Here is a 13,454-nt window from a genome sequence, read left to right on the forward strand (position 1 = left end):
GGCAGGAACTGCCCGCCCTGGCGGGTCAGCCGCGTGACCTGGCGCGCGGCTTCCACGGTCAGCGCCTCGCGCAGCGGGGTACCGGGGTTGACGAAGGAGGCGCCCGGCAGGTGCAGGCCCATCACCTCCATGAGCATCTGGTTGGTGTTGGCGGTGCCGTAGAAGGTGCAGGTGCCGGGGCTGTGGTAGGCGGCCATTTCCGAGGCCAGCAGCTCGTCGCGGCTGGCCTTGCCTTCGGCGTAGCGCTGACGCACCTCGGCCTTGTCCTTGTTGGACAGGCCCGAGGGCATCGGGCCGGCGGGGACGAAGAGCGCCGGCAGGTGGCCGAAGCGCAGGGCGCCCATCATCAGGCCGGGGACGATCTTGTCGCAGATGCCGAGGAACAGCGCCGCATCGAACATGTTGTGGGACAGCGCCACGGCGGTGGACATGGCAATCACTTCGCGGCTGGCGATGCCCAGCTCCATGCCCGGCTCGCCCTGGGTGACGCCGTCGCACATGGCCGGCACGCCACCGGCCACCTGCCCCACCGAGCCGATGTCACGCAGGGCCTGGCGGATCTGTTCCGGGTAGTGCTCGTAGGGCTGGTGCGCCGAGAGCATGTCGTTGTAGGCAGTGACGATGGCCACGTTGGCCGCATCCATCAGGCGCAGGCGCTGCTTGTCGCCGCCCCCGCAGCCGGCCACCCCGTGGGCGAAGTTGGCGCACTGCAGCTTGCCGCGCTGGGGCCCGTCGCTGGCTGCCTTGTGGATCATCGCCAGGTAGCGCTCACGGGTGGCGCGGCTGCGCTCCACCAGGCGCTCGGTAACTTCAAGGACGCGGGGATGCATGGATTCAGCTCCAGGTAGCGGGTGAATTTGTTTTTATATAAACCACAATACTGCCACTTAGATCATGAATTCACTAGGCAATGCAAAATATTTTGTTATTACAACAACAAAATCAAAAAGAACCCGCTTCCATTCATATAGACCACCCGGCACGGCGGCGGCACGCAGCATAACCCCGGCCCCGCACCGTCACCTATTCCACGCATGACGCATTGCAGAGCCTTATGACCAGATCAGCATGGGGCTAGTGCGAAATGCTCTAAAAAATAACTTGCGCACAAAATAACTCAGCAGTAACTTTTGCTTCACCAACTTACTTGGCGCACCAAAGATTAACGAACCAACGACTACGGAGACTCGCCATGAAAGCCCTGATCACCTTCACCGCCGTCCTCGCGTTTTCCTCCGCCAGCTTCGCCGACGCCGGCAAGCCGGACAGCCGCCGCAGCGGCGCGCTGTATCCGGAATGGCTGATCCACCACGACGGCTGATCCGCACAACCCGACCACCCACGCACACCACGCACTGCAAACCTGACCGAAAAGGAAACCATCATGAGCATTGAAAACGTTCTCTACCGCGCTTACGCAGAAGCCACCGGCGGCCGTGACGGCCGCGCCATCTCCTCCGACGGCGTACTCGACGTCAGCCTGACCACCCCGCGTGAGCTGGGCGGCGCCGGCGGCGAAGGCACCAACCCCGAGCAGCTGTTCGCGGCCGGCTACTCCGCCTGCTTCCTCGGCGCGCTGAAGTTCGTCGCCGCCCGCGACAAGCACAAGCTGCCGGCGGAAACCTCCATCGAAGGCATCGTCGGCATCGGCGCCATCCCCAACGGCTTCGGCATCGAAGTGGAACTGCGCATCGACATCCCCGGCCTGGACCGCGAGGAAGCCCGCGCCATCATCGACAAGGCCCACATCGTGTGCCCGTACTCCAACGCCACCCGCGGCAACATCGACGTGACCCTGACCCTGGTCTGAGTCGCGCAACCAACGACGGCGGATGACCCGAAAGGGGCATCCGCCGTTCTTTATTTCGGCCTGCAGCGCCGGGATGACTGTGGGGGCGAATTCATTCGCTGAGGGCAACGCAGTTGCCCCCTCCAAAACCCGAGGGCAGACCTGCGGTCAGCCTGGCGATTGAAATCGCCCCCACAGGGATTTGCGCAGGTCCAACCCGGGAAGCACCCGGAAACCGCTTTCTCCCTTGCCCCTGGCGATTCGCCCCTACAATTGGTCTCTCTTCCCATTGCCAAGGAGCGCAGCATGATCCTCTCCACCACTCCCACCCTCGAAGGCCGTGCCATCCGCGAATACAAGGGCATCGTGGTCGGTGAGGCCATTCTCGGTGCCAACGTGTTCCGCGACCTGTTCGCCGGCATTCGCGACATCATCGGCGGACGTTCCGGCGCCTATGAAAAGGAACTGGCCAAGGCCCGCGAGATCGCTTTCGATGAGTTGTCGGAACACGCGGAGAAGCTCGGCGCCAATGCGGTGGTCGGCATCGACATCGACTACGAGGTGGTCGGGCAGAACGGCAGCATGCTGATGGTGAGCATCAGCGGCACCGCCGTGGTGATCTGATTCAGCCGCCCGCGGTCTTTCGTGCCTGCTTGTCCCGCGCCAGCTTGTAGGCCACGTAGTACTTGTAGATGTTGCCCACGTAATCGACCGTCTCGCGCCCGACCAGGCGCGCGGCGGCGTGTTCGACATTGCCGAACCAGACGTTCTTGTCCAGGCCCGACTTCTCCGCCAGGCGGCGGAATTTGCGCAGGTTGCCCGGACCTGCGTTGTAGGCGGCGAAGGTCATCAGGGTGCGGTTGAGTGGCGTCAGCTCGGGATCGTTCAGGTACTTGTCGGCCAGCAGGCGCATGTACTTGCTGCCGGCCTCGATGTTGCGGTCAGCGTCCTTGTCGATCTCCGTGATACCCACACTGGGATCGGCGGCAGTGCTGGGCAGCAGTTGCATCACGCCCACCGCGCCCCGGTGGCTGCGCGCCTGCTGGTTGAGCTGGGACTCCTGGTACCCCTGGGCCATCAGCATCAGGTAATCGAAGTCGTAGGTGCCGGCGTGCTTCTCGAAGAAGCCCACCAGCTCGGCGAAACGCTTCATTTCCGCCTCATCGGTGGCGTCGTACAGCGCCTTGCTGTTCTTCACGTACTTGTTGCGGATCGTATTGCCGAAGGTGGTACCCAGTTTGTGGCCCTTGGCAAACTGCGCCAGCACCTTGAGCAACTGCGGGCTGTTCTTGCGAACCGCCCAGGCGATCTCGGTGTCGTCACGAATCGGGAAATCCTCGTGTATCACCAGGTCCTGGAGCATGGATTTCCATGTCTCGGCGATATAACGGTCCACCACCGTCGCGTTCACCAGCCCGACGTTCACCATTTCCAGCAGGTCTTCGGACTCCAGGTTCTCATCGGCGGGTTTGATGATGAGAGGCGGCAGCCCCTTCTCGCGGAAGGTCTCGTTGAGCTCGATGAGGTGCTCGTAGTAGCTGCTGGAGGGCCGCACCATCACTTCCTTGCCGGCGAGGTCCTCCAGGCTGGCGACCTTCGTGCTCTTCGGCCCGGTGACCAGCACCTCGCGAATGCCGCTGGCGAAGGGCACGGAGAAATCCACCTGGGCCTGGCGCCTGTGGGTGACGGCCAAGCCGCCGGCGGTGATATCCCCTACGCCCTCCTGCAGCCTGGGAATCAGTTCGTCGCGGCCGACCGGAATGAACAACACCCGCCACTGCAGGGACTTATCGTTGAAGCGGTACTGCTTGTTCAGCCACTGCTCGAAGCCCTTGCCGATCTCATAGCTGATGCCGCGCTGGCGCCCCCGGTCGACGGCAAAGAAGGTTTTGCTGTAGGGAACCAGGATACGCACCAGGCGACGCTGGCGCATTCCCTCGAAGTCGCCCTTCCAGGCAGCGGGGACGGGCAGCACCATCGAATCCACTTCCGCCTCTTCGGCCGCGCTCAGCTCGACACTGGGCAGCTCCTCCGCCCAGCCTGCGCGCACCGGCAGGAACAACGCCAACATCAGCAGGAGCAAATTCAGCGTTTTCATGGCAACAACCTTCGCCGCCCGGAGCGGCGCGATCAGAAGATTTCCTCGACGAGCCGGAACGGATAGGGAGCGGGCTTGTACTTGCCGAGCTTGCCACGCTTGGGCAGCACCACCTTCTGGTCGCGGGTCAGGTCCTTGTAGGGGATCTGTTTGAGCAGGTGGCTGATGATGTTCAACCGCACCCGCCGCTTGTCCTCCGAGCGCGCCATGTACCAGGGCGCCCAGGACGAATCGGTGGCGGCGAACATTTCGTCGCGGGCCCGGGTGTAGTCGTCCCAGCGTGCATATGACTTGAGGTCCATGGGCGACAGCTTCCAGATCTTGCGCCCGTCGTCGATGCGGTCCTTGAGGCGGCGGGTCTGTTCCTCGGCGCTCACCTCCAGCCAGTATTTGATCAGGATGATTCCGGATTCGGCCATCATCTTCTCGAACAGCGGCGTGACCGTGAGGAACTTGTGCGCCTGCTCTTCGGAACAGAAGCCCATGACCCGCTCGACGCCGGCCCGGTTGTACCAGCTGCGGTCGAAGATCACGATTTCACCGGCCGCAGGCATATGCACCAGATAGCGCTGGCCGTACATCTGGGACTTTTCCCGCTCGGTGGGGGCCGGTAGCGCCACCACCCGGAACACACGGGGGCTGACCCGTTCGGTGATGGCCTTGATGGTCCCGCCCTTGCCGGCCCCGTCGCGGCCTTCGAAGACGATGCAGACCTTGAGCCCCTGGTCCACCACCCATTGCTGGAGCTTCACCAGCTCCACATGCAGGCGCTTGAGCTCACGTTCGTACTCCTTGCGGCCCAGTTTCGCCGGCTCCGCGCTTGCTTCGCCGACAGCCTTTTTCTTGCCTTTCGCCATGACCCGCTCCTCTGCTCGGGACTCCGATCACTACAAACTAGCTGAGCCTTGGCGAATTGCAGGGCCGCGCAGCAACCCCGCAGGCTGGTCCGGGCCCACGAGGTTCATAATGATGAAACCTTGGGTTTCGCTGCACTCAAGCGGAACCCCGTCGCAAGAAGAAACCGACGCCAATCAATCTCCCCATCAAATATTCAAATGCCCTGCCCCCAACTTCCAGCCACGGCGAATGTTCACCGAAGAGGTCAGGGTCCGGTCAGAATCTGCAACATATGAGGGCTGCAACGAGGACGCGAAACAGCGCCATAGTTGAACTTTCAATAAAGGCAAGTGCAACACCTAACAGACCTCACAACACTGAAAGGCAAGATAAACAAGTTCGACGAATCATATGAAATGATCAGGCAACAAGATGAGAAACAGGGATACTGACTTGTTGCTGGCGATTGAGAATATTCAACAGGAGCATCACCCGTTGTTCACCATCCATGGACAGGAAAATCGCGTCCATCTCCGCACATGGGCCGACACGGACCTGAACGCTATCCCCAGGGTGCAGGGCCGCGCACTCGACCTCTCTTTCACAACGTTGCCTGAGGTGTTCGATGATGCTTTCCGGCACCCGGGAAGGTTCGCTGGAGAAGCTCACAACCCTTACCACACCTCGCGTTGAGCGCAATGCGGTCCAGTTGTCCTGGGCGCCGAGGTGGACGAACAGGTAACCGGGAAACATCGGCTGGATCCCCCGCCTCAGTCGACCGCCCCTGAGACTTTCCACGTTCAGGGTCGGGCAGAAGCATTCGAATCCCTGTCGCAACAGGTGCTCCCGCGCGCGCGCTTCCTGGCGCGATTTGCATTGAACGAGATACCACGCGATGTCCGGGAGAAGTGCATCCTTGCTCATGGCAATTCCTGGAATGAATAAACCTTTTCCTGAAGCTAGTTCCTCCGTCGAGTTCGTCCAGCCGGACAAAACAACCTGCCGACTAATGGTCGCAATATGCCCTGCCGTCCGCTTGTCGGAAAGCATCGACAACGCACGAGGAAAAATTGTGCGTGCCATTTTGCGAACTATCCTGACTTCCTGTCTCCGGACGCACTAATTGAAGGCACTCTGCCATCAATGAATGCACATGGAATTGTGATCCCGAGTTAGTACACAAGTTCCAGCAAAGAACTTTCGCCCAACTTGTCGAGGGCGAGTGGCGGTAGCTTTGTCTCCGGATATTCGCGCACGGTCGAACAGGAAGCGGCCCCGAGCATCCCCTCTCCTCCTACGTGCCCTGCCGCCCTGACAACCCTGCTGGCGCAAGCGCCAGTCCCGTCCCGAAGTCGAACCGAGTCACCCAAGAGTCCACCAGGGACGCTTTCCGGCGCGTCCCTGGCTGGGTCCCCTGCACAGCGCAAAGGAGTCGGCGTCATGGTCCAAGTCAGCTATCCCGGTGTCTACATCGTCGAAAAGGCCAGCGGGGTACGCACCATCACCGGTGTCGCGACCTCCATCGCCGCGTTCGTTGGCTACACGCGCAAGGGCGTGCCCGACAAGGCCGTGGCCATCACCAGCTTCGCCGACTTCGAGCGCAGCTACGGCGGTCTCGACCGCGATAGCCCGCTGTCCTACGGCGTGCGCCAGTTCTTCCTCAACGGCGGCACCCAGGCCCTGATCGTGCGGGTGGCCGTCGGCCACGCCACCAGCGCCTGGGTGTTGGAGAACGGCGCGGGCGACCCGGTCCTCGAAGTCAGCGCCGCCAGCCCCGGTGGCTGGGGTAACGGCCTGCGCCTGAGCGTGGTGCACAGTGGCGTGCGCAACCCGGACAGCGACTTCAACCTGGTGGTCTCGCAGTTGCAGGCCGACGGCACCACCCTGGTCCCGGTGGAAACCCACCGCAACCTCAGCCTCGACTCCAACTCGGCGCAGTACGCCGTCTCGGTGATCAACAACGCCTCCGCCCTGATCCGGGTGGCGCGCAGCGGCGGCCTGACTTTCGCCGAGGCGGGTCGCGCGATCAGCGCCGAGCTCACCAGCTTCCCGCTCGACCCGGGCAACACCAGCATCGGCGGCACCCTGGACGGCACCACCCCGTTCCTGCTCACCCTGCCAGATGCGCCCTGGGCCACCATCGGTGACCTGGTGACCGCAACCAACGACGCGATCACCGCCGCTGGCCTGGCCGCCCAGCTGCTGGCCTCGGAAACCGGCGCAGACGGCTCCGCCGGCAGCGACCACCTGACCCTGGAATCCCTGAACCCGGGCGAATCCTCCAGCGTCACCATCGCCGGCGGTGCCTTCGGCGGGCTCACTGCCACCATCCACCTGGGTCTGGCCAATCTGGGCCGCGAAATCACCGGGGCCGCCGAGCATCGCCCGGTGGAAGTCACCAACCTCGCCCCCGCCACTGCGGGCGCGGATGGTGCCCGTGGCGGCGCCCTCGAACTGGTGGGCAACGAATCGGCGAAGACCGGTATCTACGCCCTGCTGGACGTGGACCTGTTCAACATCCTCGCCATCCCGGAAACCTTCGACATGACCGCTGGCCAGGAAGCCGGTGTGATCCCCGCCGCGACCGCCCTGTGCGAGGCCCGGCGCGCCTTCTACATCGTCGACGCGCCCTCCAACCGCACCCTGGCCAACATCGGCACCTGGGCCAACGCCGCCTCGCAATCACGCAACGCGGCCACCTACTTCCCCGCCGTGCGGATCGTCGATCCGCTGGACGGCCTGCGACCACGGGCCATGGCCCCGTCCGGCACCCTGGCCGGGATCTATGCCCGCACCGACGCCACCCGCGGCGTGTGGAAGGCTCCGGCCGGGACCGATGCCGTGCTCAACGGCGTGCTCGACCTGGCCCTGCCGGTCAACGACCTGGAGAACGGCCAGATCAACCCGCTCGGGGTCAACGTGCTGCGCAACTTCCCCGCCTACGGCCGGGTGTCCTGGGGCGCGCGGACCATGAAAGGCGCCGATGCCCAGGCCGACGAATACAAGTACATCCCCATTCGCCGCCTCGCCCTGTTCCTCGAAGAGAGCCTCTATCGCGGCACCCAATGGGTGGTCTTCGAACCCAACGACGAGCCGCTCTGGGCGCAGATCCGCCTGAACCTGGGCGCCTTCATGAACGGCCTGTTCCGCCAGGGCGCCTTCCAGGGCAAGACGCCCCAGGAAGCCTTCTTCGTCAAATGTGACAAGGAAACCACCACCCAGGCCGACCGCAACCTCGGCATCGTCAACATCCAGGTCGGTTTCGCCCCGCTGAAACCGGCGGAGTTCGTCGTCCTCACCATCCAGCAGATCGCCGGCGATCTGCAATAAAGGGAGTCGGATCATGGCCCAATTCGCCGTCAACACCCACCGTTTCGATCCCTACAAGAACTTCAAATTCCGCATCAAATGGGACGGTCGCTACGTCGCCGGCGTGAGCAAGGTCGGCGCGCTCAAGCGCACCACCGAAGTGGTCGAGCACCGCGAAGGCGGCGACCCCTCCACTTCGCGCAAGTCTCCGGGGCGCACCAAGTACGAGGCGATCACCCTCGAACGTGGCGTTACCCATGACCTGGAGTTCGAAGCCTGGGCCAACAAGGTCTGGCACGTCGGCACCGGGCTGGGCGCGGAGGTCAGCCTGAAGGACTTTCGCAAGGACCTGATCCTGGAGGTCTACAACGAAGCCGGGCAGGTGGTTCTGGCCTACAAGATCTACCGCTGCTGGGTGTCCGAGTTCCAGGCGCTGCCTGATCTCGATGCCAATGCCAATGCCATCGCGATCCAGACCCTCAAGCTGGAAAATGAAGGATGGGAACGTGACCCCGAGGTCGCCGAACCCACGGAACCCGTCCTGGCAGGGTGACTTGAGACATGCATCCGCTTGCCTCCCACATCGTCATGCGGCCGTTCGGCGAACTCGCGGACCTGGACCTCGACTTCGCCGACCGCGATCGCCCGCGCCTGGTCACCGCATTGTTGAGCCAATGCGGCAGCGGCACCGACGCGGCCTACTGGTGGGCGCGGCCGGTCGGCCAGCGCAGTGCGGCACTGCTGAAGCTGGTGGCCGCTACCGACGGCGTACACAGCCTGCCCTTCACGGCCCAGTGCGCGGCCTGCGGCGAAGCGTTCGAATTCGAGCTGCAACTGGCGGCACTGCTGGACAGCGTTGACGACGAGGCGCCGATTCGCGTGGAGCTGGGCCCGGACAGGCAGGCGACCCTGCGCCGTCCCACCGGTGACGACCTGCGCCGCTGGCGCCTGGCCCAACCCGCGACCCGAGCCGAGGCACTGCGGCTGATGCTGGACAGCCTGCTGCTGGAGGGGCGGGTAGCCCCCGAAGACGCAGCGCAGTTGTCGCAGGTGATTGCCGCGGCAGACCCGCTGGTAGCCCTGAGCGTGGCCTGTGACTGCCCGGCTTGCGGGGCGGACAGCGAAGTCCCCATCGACCTCGACGACACCGCCCTGGCTCGCCTTGGCGCACGCCAGCGGGCCTTGCTGCGCGACGTGCACTGTCTCGCCTCCCGCTACGGCTGGAGCGAAGCCCAGATCATGGCGTTGCCCCCGGCGCGCCGTGCCCACTACCTGGCCCTGATCGAGGCATCGTGATGAGCGACTACTTCGCCGCCCTGATGCGCGCCAGCGGCCTCTTCACCCAGGCGGCCACGCCCACCGCGGGTGCGCCCCTGGAACTGGCCGTGGAGACCCCGGTTCCTGTCGCGACGCCTACACCCCCGCCTCGCCCCGCGCCCCCGATACCGCGAGACATGGACATCCGGGGCAGGCTGGCGACCGTTGACCAACCCACCGTAGAGACCCCGGCGCCACGGGAAATGCCTGTGGATAATCCGCAGGAGCCGGGCCGTCCCGTCGCCAATCCCCAATGGGACCCGCCTGCGCAATTTCAGCCGCGCGCACCGATCCAGTCGCAACCTGCAGCGCCGGCACCACAGAGTGAAATCGGGCCCCACGAGCAGAAGGACGCCCCCGTCCGCGCCAACGACCTGATGCGGGCAGCCATGCGCTGGGTGGCGGCCGATCCGCAGGCGGTGGCGCCACGCGAGCGGGCGCAAACCGGCCTTCCTGAAACAGCCGCAACCGGTCGCTCCGTCCTGGATGTGCAGCGCGCTGAATCGCCCCACCAGCCCGATCCCATGCGCCTGCCCGAAGTCCAGGCGTGGAAAACCGCTCCACGGCATGACAGCTTGAGCCTGCCGGCCGCGCTAACCCAGCCGGCGACTCCCAGGGTCGAGCCCGAAGCCGCTGGCCGGGAGCCGGAAGCCCCCCTGGAAATTTCCATCGGCGCCATTCACCTGCGGGTCGAAGCCCCGGCTCCGCAGACCGTGGCCCGTCCCCTCGCACCGCCTGCCCGCGACCAGCAGCCGGCAGCCCCGGCCCCTTCCACCCGTAGCGGCCTTTCGCGCCGCGCCCTGCGGCGGTTCTGAACATGGCCCTGGCAGACTCCGGCAAGGCCATCGGCGCGGTGACCCGCCTGCTGCAGGATCACCTGATCCGGCGCGGCTTCGACGTGTCCATCGGCAAACCCGAGGACGCCGCACAGAACGACTCCAACGAGAAGCTCAACCTCTTCCTCTACGAAACCGCCTTCGACCCGCAACTACGCAACCTGTCCCTGCGCGATGGCGAGCCGCCGCCCCTCTGGCTGGTGCTGAAGTTCCTGCTCACCGCGTTCGACATCACGGAAAGCAGCGACACCGCCGCCGCTCACGATCTCCTCGGGCAAGGCCTGGCGGCCCTGCACGAACTCAGTTTCCTCCCCCTCGATTCGCTGGTGGCGCTGGATGTACGCCAGGCCCTGGAGCACAACCCGGAGCCGCTCAAGCTGAGCTTCGACGAGTCCGGTGCCGACCTCCTCGCCAAGACCATGCAAGGCGCCGAGGAACGCTATCGGCTCTCGGTGGCCTTCCAGGTGCGGCCGGTGATGATAGTGCCGGCCAGCCTGCCGCGCGGGTCGCTGCTGGTGGGTGTGGACTACAGCACCACGCCGGAGACACTGATCGGCCGCGAAGGCGTGCAAGTGGCGGTGATCCCGTCGCTGGGCTCGCGCCTGGACCGGGTCGAGCCCGCCCGGTTCGAAGCCGGCGCCACCCTCACCCTCTACGGCGACGATCTCAATCCGGGCAACCTGGAAGTCGTGCTGGGCAATGTCCAGCTCACCGTGCTCGAACGCCAGCCGCAGCGGCTGGTGGTGAGTGCCGAAGGTAGCCCGGGCACGCCCATTGCCTCCGGCACCACGCTGTCCGCCGGCGAGATGCCGCTGGTGGTGCGCCGGCGCCTGTCACCCACGCGCACCCGCTCCAGCAATCTGCTGGCCGCCCGCCTGCTGCCGACCCTGGACAGCGCCGCGCTGGTCGGCGACGACCTGCACCTGCAAGGCACCCTGCTGGGCACCGACAGCGATGACCTGATGGTGCTGTTCTACCGCGAGAGCGACGGTGTGACCGTGCACCGGTTCGAGAACGCCACCACGGCCGGCGACCAGCAGAGCCTGGTCATAACCGACGCGGCAGCAGCGGTTCCGGCCGGCAGCTACCGGGTGATCCTGCGGGTGAACAACCAGCAGGCGAAAGCCAGCCCGTATGTGGTGGTGCCATGACCAATCCCCTCAGCGCCCAGGCACTCGCCGACCCGGTGGCCTTCCTGCCCGGCATCCACGGCCGCGACCCGCACGCGCGCTACTGGTTGTCCCAGGTCACCCTGCGCCTGCGTCGCGAAGTCTGCTGGCTGTGGCGCGAGCGCGCCCAGGCGGACGGTGGCGACAGCGCGTTGCCGCCTCCGGTCGACAGCGCCCTGGCCGCCCTCGACCTGTTGCGCTACGAGCGCGAGAAGCGCACCTTCTTCGCCGACGACATCACCGCCCGCTACCTCAGTGAGCGAATCGCCACGACCGCGCCGCTGGAGGTGGCCGACGCGCCGCGCGGTTCCTTCGGCTGGGTCGCCCGGCAATTGGAGCTGGCCCCGGTGGAGTGCTTCGTGCTGGCACTGGCGCTGCTGCCAGGCGTCGACAGCGCTGCCGGACAGGTGATCGCCAGCTGCCTCAACGACCCCTCGCGCACCAGCCCCAACCTCGCCCTGGCGCAACGCCTGTGGGACGAGCCGGACGAGCTGCTGAACTGCTTCGACCCGGCCCATCCCCTGCTGCGCCATGGGCTGCTCCACAGCACTCCGCCCCACGACTGGAACAGCGCCCTGCAGGTGCCGGCACTGGTAGCCCGCGAGCTGCTGTTCCCCGCCGGCCGACTGCCGTCGGCATTGCTGACGGTGTCCGCCGCACCCGCCAGTGCAGCGCTGGAAGCAGCCGCCGCACGGGTCCGCGCCACCCTCGCTGCACCCCGTGGACTACAACTGCTGCCGCTGCTGGGCGCCGCCCATGCCCCGCTGGCGGAAACGGCAGCGGCCTGTGCCACGCTGGCCGGCGTCCAGACCCTGCAGCCCAGTGCCGCCCTGCCCCGCGAGCACCTGGCCCAGGCGTTCTGCACCGCCTGGTTGCGCGGCTGCGCGCTCTATCTGCCGGCAAGGATGCTGGCCGACCCGACGGCCCACGATGACGGCCTGGAAGCCCCTCCGCTGCCCGGCCTGCCGCTGCTGGTGTTCGTCGGAGCCAATGAGCGCAGCGCCCTGCGCGGATTGGGCGAAACCCTGCCAGCGCTGGAGGTGCCACCCCTGGACTACCAGCAGCGCCTCGCCTGCTGGCGCCAGCACTTGCCGGATGCCGGATGCGCACCGCTGCTGCCCGAGCTGGCCCGGCGCTTCCGCTACGAGCGCCCGGCCATCGAGCGGGTCGCCGGCGAACTCGCGGGACTGGGCCGGCCGCCCAGCGCCGGAGAACTGTTCGCCGCCGCGCGCGCCGATCTCGACCTGGGTGCCCTGGCCCAACCCGTCGCACCGCGCTTTGCCCGCGCCGAACTGATGCTGCCGCCGGCCCAGGCCGCGCAGATCGATGAGCTCGTCCAGGCCATGCACAACCTCACGCGTGTGCACTACCACTGGGGCACCGCGCGGGCCTGGAACGAAGGCGGCCTCAGCGCCCTCTTCGCCGGCCCGCCGGGCACCGGCAAGACCATGGCTGCCGAGGCCATCGCCGCCGAACTGGGCCTGCCGCTCTATCGCATCGACCTGTCCCAGGTGGTCAACAAATACATCGGCGAGACCGAGAAGAACCTGCGCCGGTTGTTCGACGCCGCCGACACCGCGGACCTGATCCTGTTCTTCGACGAAGCCGACGCCCTGTTCGGCAAGCGCACCGAGGTCAAGGACGCCCACGACCGCTACGCCAACCTGGAAATCAGCTACCTGCTCGAGCGCATGGAACGCTTCAAGGGCCTGGCGATACTCGCCACCAACCGCCGCAAGGACCTCGACGAAGCCTTCCTGCGGCGCCTGCGCTTCGTGGTGGAGTTCCCCCTGCCCGGCGTGGACGAGCGCCTGCGCATCTGGCGCAGCGTGATCCCCGAGGGAATCGACACCAGCGACCTGGACTTCGACTTCCTCGCCCAGCGCTTCGCCCTGGCCGGCGGGCACATCCGCGGCGTGGTGTTCAACGCCTGCCTGCAGAGTGCCGCCGAAGGCGCACCACGGCGCCTGGACATGCCCGCCGTGGTGCGCGCCCTGCAACGCGAGTACGACAAGCTGGACCGCGCCAACAGCCTAGACCAGTTCGGCCCCTACGCCGCGCTGGCCGCTACCCACAGGACCCGCCGCTAGGCCATCGGA

The 13,454-nt window shown here is 65.9% G+C and carries 13 protein-coding genes; 9 read left to right on the forward strand and 4 right to left on the reverse strand.

The features are described from left to right. Nucleotides 1-830: dihydroxy-acid dehydratase domain-containing protein (locus ACFW0B_RS00005; RefSeq protein ID WP_449145913.1), on the reverse strand; the 830-nt coding region annotated here is incomplete at its 3' end. 362 nt (nucleotides 831-1,192) lie between these two features. Between ACFW0B_RS00005 and ACFW0B_RS00010 the strand changes: the two genes are divergently transcribed. The 3 genes from ACFW0B_RS00010 to ACFW0B_RS00020 all read left to right on the forward strand — a co-directional run bounded on the left by ACFW0B_RS00010 (nucleotide 1,193) and on the right by ACFW0B_RS00020 (nucleotide 2,413). Continuing rightward, nucleotides 1,193-1,321 (forward strand): hypothetical protein, encoded by a 129-nt coding sequence (locus ACFW0B_RS00010; RefSeq protein ID WP_449145914.1) that lies wholly within the window; start codon nucleotides 1,193-1,195, stop codon nucleotides 1,319-1,321. A gap of 63 nt (nucleotides 1,322-1,384) precedes the next feature. Continuing rightward, nucleotides 1,385-1,810 carry an organic hydroperoxide resistance protein gene (locus ACFW0B_RS00015; RefSeq protein ID WP_449145915.1) on the forward strand — a complete coding sequence of 142 codons (426 nt, stop codon included), beginning with the start codon at nucleotides 1,385-1,387 and terminating at the stop codon, nucleotides 1,808-1,810. Between the two features lie 285 nt (nucleotides 1,811-2,095). Then, the gene (locus ACFW0B_RS00020; protein WP_449145916.1) at nucleotides 2,096-2,413 is read left to right on the forward strand and encodes a heavy metal-binding domain-containing protein; all 318 of its coding nucleotides are present in this window, start codon (nucleotides 2,096-2,098) and stop codon (nucleotides 2,411-2,413) included. 1 nt (nucleotide 2,414) lies between these two features. Here ACFW0B_RS00020 and ACFW0B_RS00025 read toward each other — a convergent pair whose 3' ends face one another. The 3 genes from ACFW0B_RS00025 to rfaH form a co-directional block, all read right to left on the reverse strand. Further along, nucleotides 2,415-3,887 (reverse strand): MltF family protein, encoded by a 1,473-nt coding sequence (locus tag ACFW0B_RS00025; RefSeq protein WP_449145917.1) that lies wholly within the window; start codon nucleotides 3,885-3,887, stop codon nucleotides 2,415-2,417. Nucleotides 3,888-3,919: 32 nt separating this feature from the next. After that, a complete protein-coding gene (gene ppk2, locus ACFW0B_RS00030; protein WP_449145918.1) occupies nucleotides 3,920-4,744 on the reverse strand; it encodes a polyphosphate kinase 2 in 825 nt (274 codons plus the stop codon). A 400-nt stretch (nucleotides 4,745-5,144) separates the two neighbouring features. Further along, on the reverse strand, nucleotides 5,145-5,807 hold the full coding sequence (gene rfaH / locus ACFW0B_RS00035; protein ID WP_449145919.1) for a transcription/translation regulatory transformer protein RfaH: 663 nt from the start codon (nucleotides 5,805-5,807) through the stop codon (nucleotides 5,145-5,147). 357 nt (nucleotides 5,808-6,164) lie between these two features. On the opposite strand from rfaH, the gene ACFW0B_RS00040 reads away from it, so the two are divergent. From ACFW0B_RS00040 to ACFW0B_RS00065, 6 genes are read left to right on the forward strand one after another with little or no spacing between them, the layout of a single operon-like run. Further along, nucleotides 6,165-8,054, forward strand: coding sequence for a phage tail sheath family protein (locus ACFW0B_RS00040; RefSeq protein ID WP_449145920.1), 1,890 nt, complete (start codon nucleotides 6,165-6,167; stop codon nucleotides 8,052-8,054). Nucleotides 8,055-8,067: 13 nt separating this feature from the next. Beyond that, nucleotides 8,068-8,586: a phage tail protein gene (locus ACFW0B_RS00045; RefSeq protein ID WP_449145921.1), complete on the forward strand. Its 519-nt coding sequence runs from the start codon at nucleotides 8,068-8,070 to the stop codon at nucleotides 8,584-8,586. Nucleotides 8,587-8,594: 8 nt separating this feature from the next. Continuing rightward, entirely contained in the window at nucleotides 8,595-9,329 is a 735-nt protein-coding gene (locus tag ACFW0B_RS00050) for a hypothetical protein (protein ID WP_449145922.1), read from the forward strand. Then, entirely contained in the window at nucleotides 9,329-10,165 is an 837-nt protein-coding gene (locus ACFW0B_RS00055) for a hypothetical protein (protein ID WP_449145923.1), read from the forward strand. The genes ACFW0B_RS00050 and ACFW0B_RS00055 overlap by 1 nt, the downstream gene beginning before the upstream one ends. Nucleotides 10,166-10,167: 2 nt before the next feature. After that, nucleotides 10,168-11,337, forward strand: coding sequence for a Pvc16 family protein (locus ACFW0B_RS00060; protein ID WP_449145924.1), 1,170 nt, complete (start codon nucleotides 10,168-10,170; stop codon nucleotides 11,335-11,337). Further along, nucleotides 11,334-13,445, forward strand: coding sequence for an ATP-binding protein (locus tag ACFW0B_RS00065; RefSeq protein ID WP_449145925.1), 2,112 nt, complete (start codon nucleotides 11,334-11,336; stop codon nucleotides 13,443-13,445). Before ACFW0B_RS00060 ends, ACFW0B_RS00065 begins: the two co-directional genes overlap by 4 nt. Nucleotides 13,446-13,454 lie beyond the last annotated feature (9 nt).

The sequence above is a fragment of the Metapseudomonas phytobenefica genome (assembly GCF_043392685.1).
Classification (GTDB): domain Bacteria; phylum Pseudomonadota; class Gammaproteobacteria; order Pseudomonadales; family Pseudomonadaceae; genus Metapseudomonas.